Source organism: Microbacterium sp. 71-36 (assembly GCF_001898305.1).
GTDB lineage: Bacteria > Actinomycetota > Actinomycetes > Actinomycetales > Microbacteriaceae > Microbacterium.
Window position 1 is genome coordinate 377,997 of record NZ_MKTP01000004.1, and the last position, 17,505, is coordinate 395,501.

Here is a 17,505-nt window from a genome sequence, read left to right on the forward strand (position 1 = left end):
CAGCCGCATCCGCACCCGCGCCCGCCGCAGCAGGCACGCCCGCGGGCTCAGCCGAGCGCGATGGGTTCCGCGTGGCGGGCGGCGTCGGCCGATTCCTGCAGAGCCGACTTCTGGCGCAGCGGCGGCGTCCGGAAGAACAGCGTCAGCACGAACGCGATCAGCGCCACACCCATCGCGACCCAGTACACGCTGATGCTCGACTGGTTGAAGGAGACCAGCAGCGGCTTCGTCAGACGCGGGTCGGCGCCGTTCAGGAACGACGTGTCGTCCATCGTGCTGTTGTCGAACGAGGCATCCGACGAGTTCGACATGCCGTCGATGATCTGCGGAACGGCCTGGTCGACGAACGCGCGGCGGGCCGTGGCATCCGAGAAGTCGAGGGTGACCGTCCCATCGGAGGCGACCTTCGCCACGGGCAGCTGCTGCTGGATCGCGGCGGCCGCCTGCTGGATCGCCTGCTCCTGCGCGGCCGCGGTCACCTGGGCTTGAGCTGCCGCGGGGATCGTGCCGGCCGCGACCTGCTGCGCCACGGCGTCGGCCGCGGCGGTCTTGGCCTGCTCGACGCCCTGCTGCGCGCCGCTGAGTGCACCGTCGGTGAGCTTCGCGACGAACGGGTCGTAGACCTTCGACATGATGCCGGCGTTGGCCGGTGCGGTTGCGACGGTCGGGTCGAGGGCGGCGTCCAGCGCGTCGGACAGCGTGGCCTGATCCTTGAAGTTCGTCTGCAGGTTCAGCGGCACGAGCGTGAACAGCAGCGACAGCAGCACGGCGGTTCCGAGCGTTCCACCGATCTGGCGGAAGAACGTCGATCCCGAGGTGGCCACGCCGATGTCGCGCGGGCCGACGGAGTTCTGCGACGCGATCGTGAGCGTCTGCATCAGCTGACCGAGACCGAGGCCGATCAGGAGCATCGCTCCCGCGATCTGCCAGTACGACGTGTCGTAGCGCACGAAGGTCAGCGTGAAGAAGCCGAGGGCCATGAACGCCGTGCCGATGGTCGGGAAGATGCGGTAGTGACCGGTGCGCGCGATGATCTGGCCGCTGACGATCGACGAGATCATCAGGCCCAGGATCATCGGCAGCAGCTGGAAGCCGCTCTCGGTCGGCGAGGAGCCGAGCACGAGCTGCAGGTACAGCGGCAGCGTGAGCATGGCGCCGAACATCGCGAAGCCGACGAACACGCCGATGATCGTCGCCATCGAGAAGGTCGAGGAGCGGAAGAGCTTCAGCGGGATCAGCGCGTCGTCCCCCATGCTGCGCTCGATCAGGATGAAGGCGAGGATGCCGAGGCCGCCGATGATGTAGCACGCGATGGCGATGGGCGAGGTCCAGCCCCATTCGCGGCCCTGCTCGGCGACGAGCAGCAGGGGCACGAGGGCGATGATGACGGCCATCGCGCCGAACCAGTCGATGCGCACGGCGCCGTGGGGGTGGCGCGGGATGTGCAGGAACCGCAGCACGATCGCGAGCGCGACGAGGCCGATCGGCACGTTGATGAGGAACACCCAGCGCCAGCCGGCCAGGAAGAGGATCTCGGGTGCGCCGGCGAACAGACCACCCACGAGCGGGCCGATCACCGAGGAGATACCGAAGACGGCGAGGAAGTAGCCCTGATACTTGGCGCGCTCGCGCGGGGCGAGGATGTCGCCCATGATGGCGAGCGGCATCGACATGAGGCCACCGGCGCCGAGGCCCTGGATCGCGCGGAACGCGGAGAGCTCGATCATCGACGTCGAGAAGCTCGCGGCGATCGATCCGACGATGAAGATCACGATCGCGATGATGAAGAGCGGACGGCGACCGAAGATGTCGGAGAGCTTGCCGTAGATGGGCGTCGCGATGGTGGACACGATCAGATAGGCGGTGGTCACCCACGCCTGCTGGCTGAGGCCGTTGAGGTCGTCGCCGATCGTGCGGATCGCGGTGCCGACGACGGTCTGGTCGAGCGCGGACAGGAACATACCCGCCATGAGCCCGAAGATGACGAACAGGATCTGGCGGTGAGTCATCACCGGGGTGCTTCGGGTGGTCGGGGTCGACACGGCAGCAGTGGTCACGTTTCCTCGATACAGAGAGGGGCCGAACAGAAAGTGCCGCGTGAAGGGTCATACGCGGCGGGGAAGGCGGGGCGAACGGGCGTCGCCGGCACCGGAAAGAAGTTGTGTTTTGTCAACTATAAGGGTGCCGAACGGCTACGCATTCCCGTTTGCCGCAGGTTCAGATATCCGATTCCCGTGCGTCGCTCTCGGCCTGGGGCGACGCCGCGCCCTCGGCGGGGTCGGGGGTCGCCGGCCGTGCCTCGAGTTCGCCCGCTTCCCGCTCCTCGCGGCGGCCCTCGGCGAGGAACGCGAGCCGGTTGAGGCACTCGTGGTTGCGGAGGACCAGCAGTGGTCGCCACAGGATGCCGGGGAGCACCGCCGGCAGCCCCGTGACGGGCTCCTCGGCGATCGTCACGGCGATGCCGTCCCCGTGCGGGCGTACGTCGAACCGGATGACGCCGCGACCGAGCAGCCCGGCTTTCGGGCGCAGGCGAACGCGCCTCGGCGGGTCCCACTCGATCATCTCGGTGGTGTCGTGGATCATCAGCGGCCAGACGCCGAGCGAGTGGTGGATGCGCGCACCCTCCTGCGGCCATTCGGGGTCGACGTCGCGCATGCGCGCCGCGCCGACCACCCACACCGGGTACAGCCAGCCGTCCGCGAGCACCGCGAACAGGTCGTCGGGCGTGCAGCGCATCAGGCGGGTGTTACGGGCGGCCATGGCATCCCTCCGTGATCGTCGTGCCCCGACCCTACGTCGCGACCCGTCTCGGCGCACGGCCACCGCTCCGCAACATCGATAAACGGCATCCGCGGCGAGAAACGACGGGACGTCCCGTTTCTCGCCGCCGATGCCGTTTATCGCGAGGGAGGTCGCGCGAGCGACCGAGCGCGCCCGCGCGCCGCCCCGCGCGGCCACGCCGCGGCACAGTGGGGGAGCCGCACGCCGCGCGCCCGGCGCCGCTGACTCAGCCGATCAGGCTCGGCTGGAGATCGCGGAGCGTCCGGTGGTGCGTCATCCGCGTCACGCCGATCGCCGCGAGCAGCACGCCGCCGACCATCCACGCACCGAGAACCAGCAGGTCCGTCCCCACGCGGCTGATGTCGCCTCCGTACATCACCTGGCGCATGGCATCCACGACGTACCCCATGGGCAGCACGTGGTGGAGCGCCGCGAGCGGCCCGGGGAGGGTCTGCCACGGGAACGTGCCGCCGGCCGTCACCAACTGCAGAACCATCAGCACGAGCCCCAGGAACTGCCCGACCGACCCGAGCCACACGTTCAACGCGAGCACGATCGCCGCATACGTCGCCGAGGCGAACAGCAGGATGCCGAGGGCGGCCCACGGGTTCGCGAACGAGAACTGCAGAGCGACGGCGAGCACCGTGAACAGGCCCACCATCTGCACCGCGCCGAGACCGGCGGGGGTCAGCCAGCCCGCGAGCGTCACGCGGAACGGCGAACGCAGTGCCGTCACCGCGCGCTTGGAGACCGGCTTCACGATGAGGAACAGCGCGTAGATGCCGATCCAGCCGGCGAGGGCCGCGAAGAACGGGGCGAGGCCGGCGCCGTAGTTCTGCGCTTTGGTGACCGACGTCGAGCCGACGCTCACCGGATCGGAGATCGTGTCGGCCTGCGCCTGCCGCGTCTGGTCGTCGGAGTCGGGGATCTGCTGCACGCCCGACGCGAGGCCGTCGCGCAGCTGCGTCGCACCGTCCGACAGCTGCCCGAGCCCGCTGTCGAGCTGCGCCGCGCCGTCGCGCAGCTGGGCGGCGCCCGTGGCGGCGGATGCGGCGCCGTCGGCGAGGGCGGACGCACCGTCGGCCGCGGTGGACGCTCCGGATGCCACCTGGGCACTGCCGGCGGCGACCTGACGCGCCCCGTCGTCGAGGGTGTTGATCTGCTGGACGGTCTCCTGGACACGGGTGTTCGCTGCCTGGAGGCGATCGCCGACCGGGTCGAGGCGGGAGAGGATCTCGTCGATCCGTTGCTGATCGAGTCCGGCGTCGGCGAGGGCCTTCGCGATGTCGGCGCGGGCCTGCGGCAACTGGGCGGCGGCATCGCCCGCGATCGTGCCCACCTGGCGCGCGGCGGAGTCGATGCGGTCGACCCCACCCGCCACCTGCTGCGCACCGTCGGCGACCTGCGCCGAGCCGTCACGCAGCTGCGCGGTGCCGTCGCGCAACTGCGCGGCACCGTCGGAGAGCTTCGCCGTCCCGTCGGCGAGCTGCGCCGAGCCGGAAGCCAGCTGCGTCGATCCCGACTTCGCGGTGCCGAGGCCGTCGACGAGCTGTGTCGCCCCGGTCGTGGCATCCACCAGGTTCACCCGGATGGTGTGCAGCGCGTCGAGGAGCGTGAGACCGGCCTCGTCGGTGACCTTCTTCGCCACCGAGGCCTGGATGCGCGCGACGGCCTGCGAGCCGATCGTGGACGCGAGGTAGTTGTTCGCGTCGTTCGTGCGCAGCTCGATCGACGCCTGCCGCGGGGAGTCGCTCGAGAGTGAGGCGACGGCGTCGCTGAAGTCGGCGGGGAGCGTCACGATGAAGTCGAAGTCGCCGCGTTCGAGGCCGGTCGAGGCCTGGTCGGCGTCGACCCGGTGCCACTCGAACGTGTCGCTGTCGAGGAGCTGATCGGCGGCCTCGTCACCGAGGTTGCGCTGCTCGCCGTTGATCTCGGCGCCCGTGTCGTCGACCACGAGGGCCACGGGGACGTGCGAGAGATTGCCGTAGGGGTCCTGGTTGGCCCAGAGGTACAGGCCGCCGTAGAGGATCGGCACGGCCAGGAGCGCCACGAGCGCGATGACCGACATGCGCGTGGAGGTGAGGCGGCGCAGCTCCGCCGTGATCATCTGGGGGATCTTCACCGGACCTCCTCCTTCTGGGTGTCGAGGGCGTCGAGTGCCGTGCGCGAGGCGTGGCCCGCGATGACGAGCACGGCGTACCCGCGCTCGGCGAACTCCTCCGCGATGCGCCACCAGGCGGCCGGCTCGCCGCCGTGCCGGTCGGGTGCGACGAGCACGAGCCCTTCGACGTCTTTCCGCAGCGCCGCCAGTTCCAGCAGCAGCCGGATCCGCGCGGCGGCGTCGACGTTGCCGATCGGCAGGGATGCCAGTGACTCGAGCCCCAGCCCTTCGAGCCAGCGCTGCGCGGCGAACGGCGTGGGCGCGTGACCGGCGAACATGAGCTCTTCGGCGACGACACCGGTGACGGTGACGTTCGGCTCCGGCTCCGAGACGACGGGGGCGTCGACGAGGGCGACGCGGCGGCGGATGGCACCGGCGTCGGCGCGTCCGTCGATCGTGACCGATCCGCTGTCGATCTTCATCCGAGCGGAGGCGACCAGCCCGAGAACCGTGGGTCGCTGCTCGGTCTCGGCGACGGCGAGGGTCGCCCGGCCGGTCTCGTACGAGGTGGAGGTCTCGGGGAGGGCGCGCTGCGCCCGTCCTTTCGCGACCGCGTCGAGCACGATCTTCATGGCGTCTCCAGGTCGGGGTGCTGGGTCATGAGCTGCCGGGCCTCGGTCCAGGAGAGGCCGGCGATGGCGAGGACCGCCGTGACGACGATCGCGCGGGCTGCGGTCGACTCCGCGTCGACGCGCGTGACGACCATGCGCCCGGTCTCTTCGAGCAGCCGCGCGAGCGTGGGGGCGGGGAGATCGATGCGCAGCTCGCCGGCCTCCTGCCCCCGGCGGACGATGGCGTCGATCCGGCGGCGGAGCGGCGCGAGGGAGTCCGCCGTCTCCGACACGTGCGCGTCGTCGAGAGCGAGAGAGGCCGCTGCTTGGACGTGCTCGGCTTCGCGCCACAGCTCGGACGCGAGCCGGGCGAGGGCGACGCGGGAGTCCGGGTCGTCGACGCGGTCCGCGATGGCGTTGAAGCGCGCCGCTCCCGCGGCGATCACCTCGCGGACGATCGCGTTGCGGTCGTCGAAGTGTCCGTACAGGGCGCGGCGTGACAGCCCGGCGCGGGCGGCGATCGCGGCGATGGATGCGTGCGGGTCGTGGCCGATGGCCGCCGTGGCGGCATCGACGATGCCGGCGCGGTTCTCGATCGCGTCGCGGCGGCGGGCGGGTGTACTCACGTTCCCCGAGTGTACGCCTATCTTGCACTCACGTGTGCATTTTCTGGCATCCGGGGTGTGCCACTTCACGTGATCTGGCCGAGATCACCCGTTCTGGCGCGAGATGTCGCGTGCACTCGGCCACTTCACGTGATCTGGGGCCCCGTGCGGCGCTCCCGCCCTCAGCCGCGGCTCCGCGCGCAGCACGACGCCGCCCGACCGAAACGGCGGGGCGGCGTCGAGGGAGCGCGGGAGCGCGGGTCAGTCGGTGCCGGCGTCGAACGCGGCGGACTCGCCGGCCGCGTCCGTCGCGTCGGCGAGGCGCTCGCCCTCGGCCGACAGGGGAGCGGCGGGCTCGATGATCTCGCGGGCACCGCCGGCGGCGACGTCGCCGACGAGCTCACCGGTCGGCCCGCCGATCAGGCCGAGGCTCGCGTACTGCTCGAGGCGCGCGCGCGAGTCGGCGATGTCGAGGTTGCGCATCGTGAGCTGGCCGATGCGGTCGACCGGACCGAACGCGGCGTCGCCGACGCGCTCCATCGACAGCTTCTCGGGCGAGTACGACATTCCGGATGCCACGGTGTCGAGGATCGTGTAGTCCTCGCCCCGGCGCAGACGCACGGTGACCGAGCCGGTGATGGTGGACCCGACCCACTTCTGGATCGACTCGCGCAGCATGAGGGATTGCGGCTCGAGCCAGCGGCCCTCGTACATGAGGCGGCCGAGGCGGCGCCCCTGCTCGTGGTAGGTCGCGAGGGTGTCCTCGTTGAGGATGCTGTTGACGAGGCGCTCGTAGGTGAGGAACAGCAGCGCCATGCCCGGGGCCTCGTAGATGCCGCGCGACTTCGCCTCGATGATGCGGTTCTCGATCTGATCGCTCATGCCGAGGCCGTGGCGGCCGCCGATCGTGTTCGCCTCGCGGACCAGCGCGACCGGATCGTCGAAGCGCGTGCCGTTGATGGCGACGGGGCGACCGGCCTCGAACTCGACCGTGACGTCCTCCGTCTCGATCTCGACCGCGGGGTCCCAGAAGCGGACGCCCATGATCGGCTCGACGATCTCGAGCGACACGTCGAGGTGCTCGAGGGTCTTGGCCTCGTGCGTGGCGCCCCAGATGTTGGCATCCGTCGAGTACGCCTTCTCGGCGGAGTCGCGGTAGGGGAAGTCGTGGGCGACGAGCCATTCGCTCATCTCTTTGCGGCCGCCGAGCTCGGTGACGAAGTCGGCGTCGAGCCACGGCTTGTAGATGCGCAGCGCGGGGTTGGCGAGCAGGCCGTAGCGGTAGAACCGCTCGATGTCGTTGCCCTTGTAGGTGGAGCCGTCGCCCCAGATGTCGACGCCGTCCTCCTTCATCGCGCGGACGAGGAGCGTGCCGGTGACGGCGCGACCGAGTGGCGTGGTGTTGAAGTACGTGCGTCCGCCCGAGCGGATGTGGAACGCACCGCACGCGAGGGCGACGAAGCCCTCTTCGACGAGCGCCGTCTTGCAGTCGACCAGGCGCGAGATCTCGGCGCCGTACTGCGTGGCGCGGCCCGGGATCGACGCGATGTCGTCTTCGTCGTACTGGCCGAGGTCGCCGGTGTACGTGCAGGGCACGGCACCCTTGTCGCGCATCCACGCGACGGCCACCGAGGTGTCGAGACCACCCGAGAAGGCGATGCCGACGCGCTCGCCGACGGGAAGGGACTGCAGGACCTTGGACATGCGCTCGATTCTATTCGTGACGGGCGCCGGGCCTCGAAACGCGGGGCTCGGTCGGGGCGTCCGAGCCCCGCGCGCGTCCGAGCGCGACGGCACCGATGGCGACGACGATGATCGTCACGGCGATGCCGATGATGTAGCCGATGACGCTGCCCCAGCTGCTCTCGTACGGGTTGAGGAAGGGGTAGGGGTACCAGTACGGCTGCCCGGTCGTCGGGTTGGTGATGAAGTTCGCGCGCAGCAGCGTGTAGACGATCCACGCGATCGGGAAGATCGCCGCCCCGAGCGCTGCTCTCCACGGCAGGCGTCGGCGGCACGGTCCGAGGAAGAGGTCGAGCAGGAGGAACAGCGGACCCCAGACGTGCATGACCTCGTTCGACCACGCCACCGTCTCGGGCTGCAGCGGAAGCCCGCGTAGGAGCAGGTTGTACACGACGCCGGTGATCACCATGTACGTCGAGACCCACGCCAGCGCCGCGGCCAGCGGGAGCGGGTCGGGCTCGGTGCGGCGTCCGCGCCCGAGGAACCGGATGCCGGCCCACGCCAGCACTCCCACGCTCGCGGTGTTGGAGAGGATCGTGAAGAAGCTGAAGAAGTTCGTCACGGTGGTGAGCACGTCGCGACCGGTGTCGACGGCGCCGGTGACGGTCGAGACGAACTGGGCGATGATCGCCGCGGCGATGAGCGCGGCCATCGCGAGGCGGAGGGCGGTCCAACCGGTCGCCCAGGAACGGGAGCGGAGCATGCGCTCAGAGTAGTGACGCCGCAACGCCGCCGGGTGGGCTTGTGGACAACCCCGCCGGGGTGCTGTCGGACCGCTCGATAGGATGGGGTGTACCGCCGGATAACACGCGAGGAGCGCACATGCCCGGAATCGTGATCGTCGGCGTCCAGTGGGGCGACGAAGGCAAGGGCAAGGCCACCGACTTGCTCGGTGAGCGCACCGACTGGGTGGTGAAGTTCAACGGCGGCAACAACGCCGGCCACACCGTCGTCATCGGCGACGAGAAGTACGCCCTGCACCTGCTGCCCAGCGGCATCCTCTCGCCGGGCGTCACCCCCGTCATCGGCAACGGCGTCGTGGTCGACCTCGAGGTGCTGTTCAACGAGCTCGAGGCGCTCAACGCGCGCGGGCTCGACACCAGTCGCCTCAAGATCAGCGCGAACGCGCACATCATCACGCAGTACCACCGCACGCTCGACAAGGTCACCGAGCGCTTCCTCGGCAAGCGCATGATCGGCACGACCGGCCGGGGCATCGGTCCCGCGTACGCCGACAAGATCAACCGCGTCGGCATCCGCGTGCAGGACCTCTTCGATGAGAACATCCTTCGGCAGAAGGTCGAGGGCGCCCTCGACCAGAAGAACCACCTGCTGGTGAAGATCTTCAACCGCCGGGCGATCACCGCCGACGAGGTCGTCGAAGACCTCCTCTCCTACGCGGACCGCGTGGCGCCCATGGTCAGCGACACCTCGCTGCTCCTGAACGACGCGCTGGATGCCGGTGACGTCGTCGTCTTCGAGGGCGGCCAGGCCACGATGCTCGACGTCGATCACGGCACCTACCCGTTCGTCACGTCGTCGTCGGCGACGGCCGGGGGCGCGGCCACCGGTTCGGGCGTCGGACCCAACCGCCTCGACCGCATCGTCGGCATCGTGAAGGCGTACACGACCCGTGTCGGTTCCGGCCCCTTCCCGACCGAACTGTTCGACGAGAGCGGCGAATGGCTGCGCTCGCGCGGCTTCGAGTTCGGCACCACCACGGGCCGTCCCCGCCGCGTGGGCTGGTACGACGCTCCGATCACGCGCTACGCCACGCGCATCAACGGCATCACCGACCTGGTGCTCACGAAGCTCGACATCCTCGGCGGTCTCGAGCAGATCCCGGTCTGCGTCGCCTACGACGTCGACGGCGAGCGGTACGACGACCTGCCGGTGAACCAGACCGACTTCCACCACGCCAAGCCGATCCTCGAGTACCTGCCCGGGTGGAGCGAAGACATCTCCACCGCGCGCACGTTCGACGAGCTGCCGCAGACCGCGCAGGACTACGTCCTCGCGCTCGAGCAGATGAGCGGCACGCGGATCTCGGTCATCGGCGTCGGGCCCGCACGCGACCAGGTCATCGTCCGTCACGACCTGATCGACTGACGTGCGGTTCTGGGTCGGCGCCTACGCCCCCGACGCGGGGTCGGCCGAGGGAATCGGCATCCTGCAGGCCGGTGACGCCGACTCGGTGTGGGCGTCCGGGCCCCTCGGCATGGTGGGGACGGCCGTCGCCGCCCCGGGTTCGCCGTCGTGGGTCGCGGTGCACCCCCAGCTCGACGTGCTGTACGCCGCCCTCGAGGCGGAGGGCACGGTGCAGGCGTACCGCCGCACCGGAGAGACGAGCCTCGCCCCGCTCGGCGCGCCGGTGCCCGCCGGCGAGGCCGTGTGCCACGTCGCGGTCGCGCCCGACGGGTCGTTCCTCGTCGCCAGCTGCTGGGGCGACGGTCGCGTGGTGCGCATCTCGTTGGATGCCGCGGGCCGACCGTCTTCGCCGGTGATCGCCGCCGCGGCGGGCGATCCGTACGGGTCCACCGACGACCCCTTCGCCCTCGACACCGGCGCCGCCGTCTCGGGCGCGGTGGTCCCCGACCTCGCCGCCGCGGCCCGCGCCCTGCGCGAGGCGGCCGGCGAGGAGTTCGGGCACCTCGTCCCCGAGTACGACGCCGTTCCCGAGACCGACGCCGAGTCCGAAGAGGCGGCCGCGGGGGCACGCGTCTCCCGCGCGCACGAGACGATCGTCCTCCCGCGCGGGCTCCTCGCCACGACCGACATGGGTCTGGACCTCGTGCGGTTCTGGCGTTCGAGCGGCGCCGGTCTGCGCCTCGTGCAGGAAGTGGCGCTGCCGAAGGGCAGCGGTCCGCGGCACGGGGTCTGGCATCCGTCCGGCCACCTCTACGTCGTCACCGAGCTCAGTCGCGAGGTGTTCGTCCTGACCCCGGATGCCGAGGGGCGGTGGCGTGTCCTGTCCGGCGAGCCCCTGCTCGGCACCCTCGATGGAGACACCGCCGCCGAACTGTGCACGAGTCGTGACGGTGCGACGCTCTACGTCGGAGTGCGCGGCAGCGACACGATCGGCGTCCTGTCGGTCCGTGGCGCGGGCGAGGCGCTGCAGCTGACCGCGCTCGCCGAGGCCGGTACGCACTGGCCGCGACACCACGTCGTGGTGAACGACACGCTGCTGGTGGCCGGTCAGCTCGCCGACGAGATCGTGTCGCTCCCGCTCGACGCCCGCACGGGTGTGCCGGGCCGCGTGCGCCACCGCACGGCGTCCCCTTCGCCGACGCGCCTGCTGCCGATGCGCTGAAACCGACGACGGCGCCCCACCCGAAGATGAGGCGCCGTCATGCGGGTCACGACGTGGGGATCCACACCCGCATCGTGGAGGGGCCGCGGTTGCCCCAGTCGTGATAGGCCACGAGCGGGACGGCATCGGCGTCCGCGACCTCGGGTGCGGTCGACTCCCGGTAGGGCCAGGTCTCCGTCGGGACGACGCGATGGCCGACACGGATCCACACCCGCCCGTCGCGCTCGAACGGGGCGGGCTCCCCGACGAGGCACACGTCGCCGACGTCGTCGACCCCCGAGACGTCCGCGGACTCCAGCGCCAGCACCTCGGGCCCGCGTTCGACGGCGATGCACCCGCGCACCGCGTCGATCCGCGGATCCGGGGCGACGACGCGCGGCGCCATGGGCAGTTCCAGTTCGACGACGTCCCCCGTCCGGAACGCTCGTCGCACGCGGGCGATCCCCGGGGCGACGGCATGCGTGTCGACCAGCTCTCCGCCCGAACGGATCGCGACGTGCGCGCCCTCCGCCCACTGCGGCACGCGGAGCGACAGCGTCCACTCGCCCGCAGAATCGTCGTTCACCGTGACGCGGATCGTGCCGTCCGCGGGGTACACGGTCTCGACGTCGAGCGAGACCGGCCTGCCGTCGTCGAGCACCGTCCGGATCTCCGCGGGCGCGTACTGGTGGAGCTGGATGCCGTCGGCATCCGCCGTCGCGACGTACGCGTCGAGGCTGGCGAGGGTGCGCGCGACGTTCGGCGGGCAGCACGACACCTCGAACCACGGCGCCCGCAGCGACGACGACGCGCGCGGGGAGGTGCCCTCGGGGTCGGCGACCACGCCGGGCACCCGCTGATGCAGGGTGTTGGCGTAGAAGAAGCTGCGCCCGTCCGCGGCGGGCGAGGTCGCCACCACGTTGTAGAGCGTGCGCTCGATGAGGTCGGCGTACGACGCGTCGCCGTCATTGAGAAGCAGCCGCCACGAGAACATCACCGAGGCGATCCCCGCACAGGTCTCGGAGTAGGCGCGGTCCGGCGGCAGCTCCCAGTCGACGCCGAACGCCTCGTCCTGGTGGTGCGAGCCCTGACCGCCCGTGATGTACGTCCGGCGGCCGCGCGTCCGCCCCCACTGACGGCGGAGGGAGTCGAGCAGCGCGTCGTCGCCGCTGTCGACGGCGACATCCACGGCACCCGCGGCGAGGTAGTTGGCCCGCACCGCGTGGCCGCTGAGCGCCTCGGCGTCGCGCACCGGCACGTCGTCCTGGAAGTAGGTGCGACCCCACTCGATGTCGCGGAGCGTCTCGTGACCGCGGCGCGAGACGAACAGCGCCGCCTGCCGGCCGTAGCGCGGTTCGCCGGTGAGGCGGGAGAGCTCGGCCAGAGCGGTCTCGATCTCGGGGTGGCCGCAGAAGGCCGGGATGCCGTCGGGCCCGAAGACGTCGCACACGAGGTCGGCGGCGCGGCGGGCGATCGTCAGCAGCCCGTCGTCGGCGCCCGGTCGTGTCCGCTCGCGGGCCACGGCGGCCTGGAACAGATGCCCGAGGCAGTACAGCTCGTGCCCCCATTCCAGGTCGGACCAGCGGGGTTGCTGGCCGGGGCGGCCGAACTCGGTGTTCAGGTACCCGTCGTCCTCCTGCGCGGCGGCCACGCGGGCGACGACGGCGCGGAACGTGCGCTCCAGGTCGGCATCGTCGGAGCGGCCGATCTCCCACGCGGCGGCCTCGAGGAACTTGTAGATCTCGGAGTCCGAGAACTCGCGCCCGCGGCGCCCCTCCGGCAGGCCGCCCGCGGCGGCCAGGTCGAAGTTCGGCAGCCATCCCTCGGATTCGAGCCGGTCGAGGATGTGGGCGAGGGTGTGGGCGGCGTTCACGCGCTGGCGCTCACCCCAGAACCCGCCGGTGATGCGGACCTCGCCCAGTCCGAGGGGACGCAGGGTGGAGCGGGGAGGGACGACGGGGGCGATCACGGTGGACGGCGGGGCGACGTCGAGGGGACGGGAGGGGAGGGTGGTGGACATGGTCATCCCTTGAAGGCGCCGGACATGAAGCCGCGCACGTAGTGACGTTGGAGGATCAGGAACAGGACGATGCACGGCAGCGCGAGGACGACGACGCCGGCTTCGGTGACTCCGTAGTCGATGACGCCCATCGTTTGGCCGCGGAGGTTCGCGACCGCCAACGGCAGCGTGATCTTCGACTGGTCGTTGATGAGGATCAGGGGGGCGATGAAGTCGTTCCACGCGGTGAGGAAGGCGAACAGACCCACCGTGATCAGGCCGGGCTTGACCGCGGGGAGCAGCACGCGGCGCAGGGCGGAGAAGCTCGTGCAGCCGTCGACGAGGGCCGCCTCGTCGAGTTCGCGCGGGACGGACTCGAACGAGATGCGCATCATGAACATCGAGAACGGGAGCTGGAACATCGTCAGCACCAGCGCGACGCCCACGAGCGAGTTCTGCAGTCCCACCGCGTTCAGGATCACGTAGAGCGGGATGAGCAGTGTCGCGTACGGCACCATCAGGATCGCCAGCACGAGCAGGAACAGCAGGTTCTTGCCCGGGAACGAGAAGCGCGCGAACGCGTAGCCGCCGAAGAACGACACCAGCAGGGTGAGCGCGACCGTCAGCAGGGACACGAAGAGCGAGTTGCCGAGGTACACCCAGATGCCGGACTGGAAGTTGGCGAGGGTGGCGTAGTTGCCGAAGCCCCAGCCGTCGTTCTGGCTCGTGCCCGCCTGGGGGCTGACGGATGCCACACCCGTCCACACGAGCGGGTACAGGAAGATGATGGCCAGCGCGCCGGTGAAGATCTTCGACGGCAGCCCCCAGAGCAGGGGTCCCCGCGAGCGGCGACGCCCGGTGGATCCCGGCGCGACGATCGCGCGGGTGCTCAGGGTCGCGGGACGGGCCGGGGTGTCTGTCAGAGCCACGTCAGGCCTCCTCGGGGCGACGGAACGCGCGCAGCTGCACGACGTTGATGACCACCAGGGCGATCAGGATGATCACCGACAGCGCGGCGGCGATGCCGAGGCTGTTCTGGCCCTGGAAGGCGATGTTGTAGATGAGCTGGACGACCGTCATCGTGCTGTTGTCGGGTCCGCCCTTGGTCAGGATGTAGAACTGGTCGAACGCCAGCAGCGAGCCGGTCACGCACATGACGGTCGTGAGGGCGAAAGTGGGGCGCAGCAGCGGCACGGTGATGTCACGGAAGATCTGTCCGCGCGAGGCTCCGTCGATCCGCGCCGCCTCATAGAGCTCCTCCGGGATGCCCTGGAGGCCGACGAGCAGCAGGAGCATGTAGAAGCCGGCGAAGCGCCACACGATGAGGAACACCGTCGACCACAGGGCGCCCTCGGGCGAGCCGAGGAAGGTGATCCCCCACGACTGCATGAGACCCGCGAAGGGGCCGGCGATGGGGGAGTAGAGCACGTAGAAGAGCAGGGATGCCGAGGCGAGGCCGAGGGCGCTCGGGAGGAGGAAGGCGGTGCGGAGGAACCCCTTCCAGCGGCTGGATTCCTGGACGAGCAGCGCGAGCCCCAGGCCGAGCCCGATCAACAGGACCGTCGTGATCACCGTGTACAGCAGCGTGAAGCGGATCGACTCCCAGAAGAGGCGGTGGTTCACGGCATCCACGAAGTTCTCGGGGAAGTTCGGGCCCATGTTCCCGCGCAGCAGCGGCCACTCCGAGCCCGACATCTGCAGTACCAGCAGCAGGGGGATGATGAACAGCGCGACGACGAACAGCGCCGTCGGGGCGGCGTAGAGCCAGCCCTGGAGCGGGCCGCCGAGGGCGGAGCGTGAGTAACGCTTCCGCCGGAGGGGTGTGGAGAGGGCCACGTCATTCCTTCCGAAGGGGGATGTGGGGCGTCGCCGCGTGGACGACGCCCCACCGGGACTCACTGGGCCAGGACCGCAGTGATCTCGTCGTTGTCGGCGTCGACGGTGTTCGTGCCGTTGAGCACGGCGTTGCGCACCAACGTCAGCCACGGGCTGCCGGGCGCGTTGAACGCCTGCTGGAAGTTGAGCGCGACGGGCGTCTTGCCCTTGCCCGCGACCTCGTTGATCGCGACCTGACGCGGGTCCTTCGCGGAGTACTCGTTGTTCGCGAGGTCGGAGCGCGCGACCGTGCTGCCGCCCTTGGCGAGGACGCCGACCTGAGCGTCCTCGGACGTCAGCCACGACAGGAAGTTCCAGGCCTGCGGGGACTGCTTCGAGTCCTTGGAGATGCCGATGCCGTCACCGCCGACGAACGTCGACTCGCCGCCCTCGACGCCCGGGATGCCCGAGACGCCGGCGTCGAACTTCAGGCCCGAGAGGAGCGTGGCGGGGAAGGGCATGATGCCGACCTTGCCCTCCTGGAAGCCCGCGACCCAGGTGGCGCCGGTCTCGTCGGCCGAACCGGGAGCGACGGCGCCCGCGGCGTCGAGGTCCTTCCAGGTGGAGTAGACCTCCTTGGCGGCGTCGTTGTTCAGCAGCGAGGCCGTGCCGTCGGCGTTGAGGACCTCTTCGCCCGAGGCCCAGATCGACGGGAACCAGGTGAAGAGGAGGCAACCGCCGCAGTTCAGGCCCGTCGACGTGCCGGACACGCCGGGCTTGTTCAGCGCCTGCACGGCCTTGGCGGTCTTGGCGAAGTCGGCGATGGTCGCGGGCGCCTTCTCGGGATCGAGACCGGCCTCCTTCACGAGGTCCTTGTTCCACATCATCACGGACAGGTCGAGCACGAACGGCAGGACGTACTCCTTGCCGTCGAGGGTGCCGGCATCCAGGTGGCCCTTGTTGATCGTGTCCTTGTAGGAGAGGCCGTCGATCTGGGTGGAGATGTCCTGGAACAGCCCCTGCTGCACCCAGTTGGGCACGTAGACGATGTCGGCGGCGAAGAGGTCGGGGAGCCCGCCCGAGCCGGCGGCGGCGCCGACCTTGGCGACGTAGTCGTCGTTGGGGACGACGGTGAGCTCGACCTGGTTCTTGTGGGTGCTGTTGTAGGCCGCCACGAGGTCCTTGGCCTGCTTCTCCAGGGGCGCGCGCGTCCACAGGGTCAGCGTCGCGCCGTCATCCGTGCCGGTGGCCGGAATGTCCTGCGGGGCTGCGGTCGAGCCGCCCCCGGAACAGGCGGCGAGCGAACCCACCAGGACGCCGGCCGCGAGCGCGGCCGTCAGCGTCCGCACCGCGGTGCGGCTTCGGGAAAGCTTCATCGGTTCTCCTCTTGCTCTTCATCGAGTAAGCGCTGCGGCGGGCGCCGCTGTCGCACATGTGATCGGGTCGGGTTCGAAAAGCCGAAACCCATTTCGGGACACTATCCGGCGAAGGCGCTATGGTCAACACATCTCGATAAGGTTTTCGGAAGGGGCGAGCGTGAATGGCAACGGGGCGAACCGCGCGGTGACGCTCGGCGATGTGGCCAAGCGTGCCCAGGTCTCGATCGCGACGGCGTCCAAGGCGCTCAACGGGCGAGAGGATGTGGCCGACGCGACGCGGCGGCGCGTGCTCCTCGCCGCGGACGAGCTGTCCTTCACCCCGAACGCGATGGCGCGGGGGTTGGTCGCCGGGCGGACGGGGACGGTGGGCCTGCTCACGAGCGACCTCGAAGGTCGTTTCGTCCTGCCGATCCTGATGGGCGCCGAGGACGCGTTCGGTGCGGGCCAGGTCAACGTCTTCCTGTGCGACGCCCGCGGGGACGCCATCCGCGAGCAGCATCACCTGCGCGCGCTGCTGAGTCGGCGCGTGGACGGGATCATCGTGGTCGGCCGCGCGACGGATCCGCGGCCGTCGCTCGGACCCGACATCCCCGTACCCGTGGTGTACGCGTACTCGCCGTCCGACGATCCGCGCGACATGTCCCTCGTGCCGGACAACCGCGCGGGCGGCCGGTTGGCCGTGGAGCACCTCGTCTCGTGCGGGCGCACCCGCATCGCCCACGTGTCCGGAGACCCCACGTACGCCGCCGCGAAGGACCGCCTCGCCGGCGCCCGGGAGGGGCTCGCCGCGGCCGGCCTCGAGCTGGTCGGCGAACCGATGTTCTCGGAGTGGACCGAGAACTGGGGGCGCGACGCGGCGGCGATGCTGTTGTCGCAGCACCCCGACATCGACGGGATCTTCGCGGGTTCCGACCAGATCGCCCGCGGCGTGCTCGACACGGCGCGCGAGCTCGGGCGGACGGTCCCCGACGACCTCGCCGTGGTCGGATACGACAACTGGGAGATCCTCGCGACGAACTCCCGTCCGGCGCTCACGACGGTGGATGCCAACCTGCAGCGTCTCGGTCGGCTCGCCGCGCAGCGCGTGTTCGAGGCGATCGACGGCGCGCGGCTGGAGTCGGGGACGAGTCAGTTGCCGGTGCGGTTGATCATCCGCGGATCGACCATCGCGCGGCGCTGAGT

14 protein-coding genes are annotated in these 17,505 nt (G+C 70.4%); 3 read left to right on the forward strand and 11 right to left on the reverse strand.

The annotated features are described in order from the left end of the window. Nucleotides 1–47: 47 nt before the first annotated feature. The 7 genes from BGO45_RS13310 to BGO45_RS13340 all read right to left on the reverse strand — a co-directional run bounded on the left by BGO45_RS13310 (nt 48) and on the right by BGO45_RS13340 (nt 8,544). Nucleotides 48–2,009: an MDR family MFS transporter gene (locus BGO45_RS13310; RefSeq protein ID WP_292695180.1), complete on the reverse strand. Its 1,962-nt coding sequence runs from the start codon at nt 2,007–2,009 to the stop codon at nt 48–50. Between the two features lie 208 nt (nt 2,010–2,217). Beyond that, nucleotides 2,218–2,760: an SRPBCC family protein gene (locus BGO45_RS13315; protein WP_292694992.1), complete on the reverse strand. Its 543-nt coding sequence runs from the start codon at nt 2,758–2,760 to the stop codon at nt 2,218–2,220. Nucleotides 2,761–3,007: 247 nt separating this feature from the next. Continuing rightward, nucleotides 3,008–4,903, reverse strand: coding sequence for a YhgE/Pip domain-containing protein (locus BGO45_RS13320; protein ID WP_292694994.1), 1,896 nt, complete (start codon nt 4,901–4,903; stop codon nt 3,008–3,010). Continuing rightward, entirely contained in the window at nt 4,900–5,514 is a 615-nt protein-coding gene (locus BGO45_RS13325; RefSeq protein WP_292694996.1) for a hypothetical protein, read from the reverse strand. Before BGO45_RS13325 ends, BGO45_RS13320 begins: the two co-directional genes overlap by 4 nt. Then, nucleotides 5,511–6,119 carry a TetR/AcrR family transcriptional regulator gene (locus tag BGO45_RS13330; RefSeq protein ID WP_292694998.1) on the reverse strand — a complete coding sequence of 203 codons (609 nt, stop codon included), beginning with the start codon at nt 6,117–6,119 and terminating at the stop codon, nt 5,511–5,513. The genes BGO45_RS13325 and BGO45_RS13330 overlap by 4 nt, the downstream gene beginning before the upstream one ends. A gap of 240 nt (nt 6,120–6,359) precedes the next feature. Further along, nucleotides 6,360–7,802, reverse strand: a complete 1,443-nt coding sequence (gene argG / locus BGO45_RS13335) for an argininosuccinate synthase (protein WP_292695000.1) — start codon at nt 7,800–7,802, stop codon at nt 6,360–6,362. 10 nt (nt 7,803–7,812) lie between these two features. Further along, nucleotides 7,813–8,544, reverse strand: coding sequence for a Pr6Pr family membrane protein (locus BGO45_RS13340; RefSeq protein ID WP_292695002.1), 732 nt, complete (start codon nt 8,542–8,544; stop codon nt 7,813–7,815). Nucleotides 8,545–8,663: 119 nt separating this feature from the next. Here BGO45_RS13340 and BGO45_RS13345 point away from each other — a divergent pair, with 119 nt between their 5' ends. Beyond that, a complete protein-coding gene (locus BGO45_RS13345; RefSeq protein ID WP_292695003.1) occupies nt 8,664–9,950 on the forward strand; it encodes an adenylosuccinate synthase in 1,287 nt (428 codons plus the stop codon). Between the two features lies 1 nt (nt 9,951). Beyond that, on the forward strand, nt 9,952–11,151 hold the full coding sequence (locus BGO45_RS13350) for a beta-propeller fold lactonase family protein (RefSeq protein ID WP_292695005.1): 1,200 nt from the start codon (nt 9,952–9,954) through the stop codon (nt 11,149–11,151). A 46-nt stretch (nt 11,152–11,197) separates the two neighbouring features. On the opposite strand, the gene BGO45_RS13355 is transcribed toward BGO45_RS13350, so the two are convergent. Genes BGO45_RS13355 through BGO45_RS13370 form a run of 4 tightly spaced genes read right to left on the reverse strand, consistent with a single transcriptional unit; the run spans nt 11,198 to nt 16,320 of the window. Further along, nucleotides 11,198–13,150, reverse strand: a complete 1,953-nt coding sequence (locus BGO45_RS13355; RefSeq protein ID WP_292695007.1) for a beta-L-arabinofuranosidase domain-containing protein — start codon at nt 13,148–13,150, stop codon at nt 11,198–11,200. Between the two features lie 2 nt (nt 13,151–13,152). Then, complete coding sequence (locus BGO45_RS13360; RefSeq protein ID WP_217693676.1) at nt 13,153–14,058, reverse strand: carbohydrate ABC transporter permease; 906 nt, start codon at nt 14,056–14,058, stop codon at nt 13,153–13,155. 1 nt (nt 14,059) lies between these two features. Then, on the reverse strand, nt 14,060–14,965 hold the full coding sequence (locus BGO45_RS13365) for a carbohydrate ABC transporter permease (protein WP_292695009.1): 906 nt from the start codon (nt 14,963–14,965) through the stop codon (nt 14,060–14,062). 59 nt (nt 14,966–15,024) lie between these two features. Then, entirely contained in the window at nt 15,025–16,320 is a 1,296-nt protein-coding gene (locus BGO45_RS13370) for a sugar ABC transporter substrate-binding protein (RefSeq protein WP_292695010.1), read from the reverse strand. 160 nt (nt 16,321–16,480) lie between these two features. Between BGO45_RS13370 and BGO45_RS13375 the strand changes: the two genes are divergently transcribed. Next, complete coding sequence (locus BGO45_RS13375) at nt 16,481–17,503, forward strand: LacI family DNA-binding transcriptional regulator (RefSeq protein WP_076492535.1); 1,023 nt, start codon at nt 16,481–16,483, stop codon at nt 17,501–17,503. Nucleotides 17,504–17,505 lie beyond the last annotated feature (2 nt).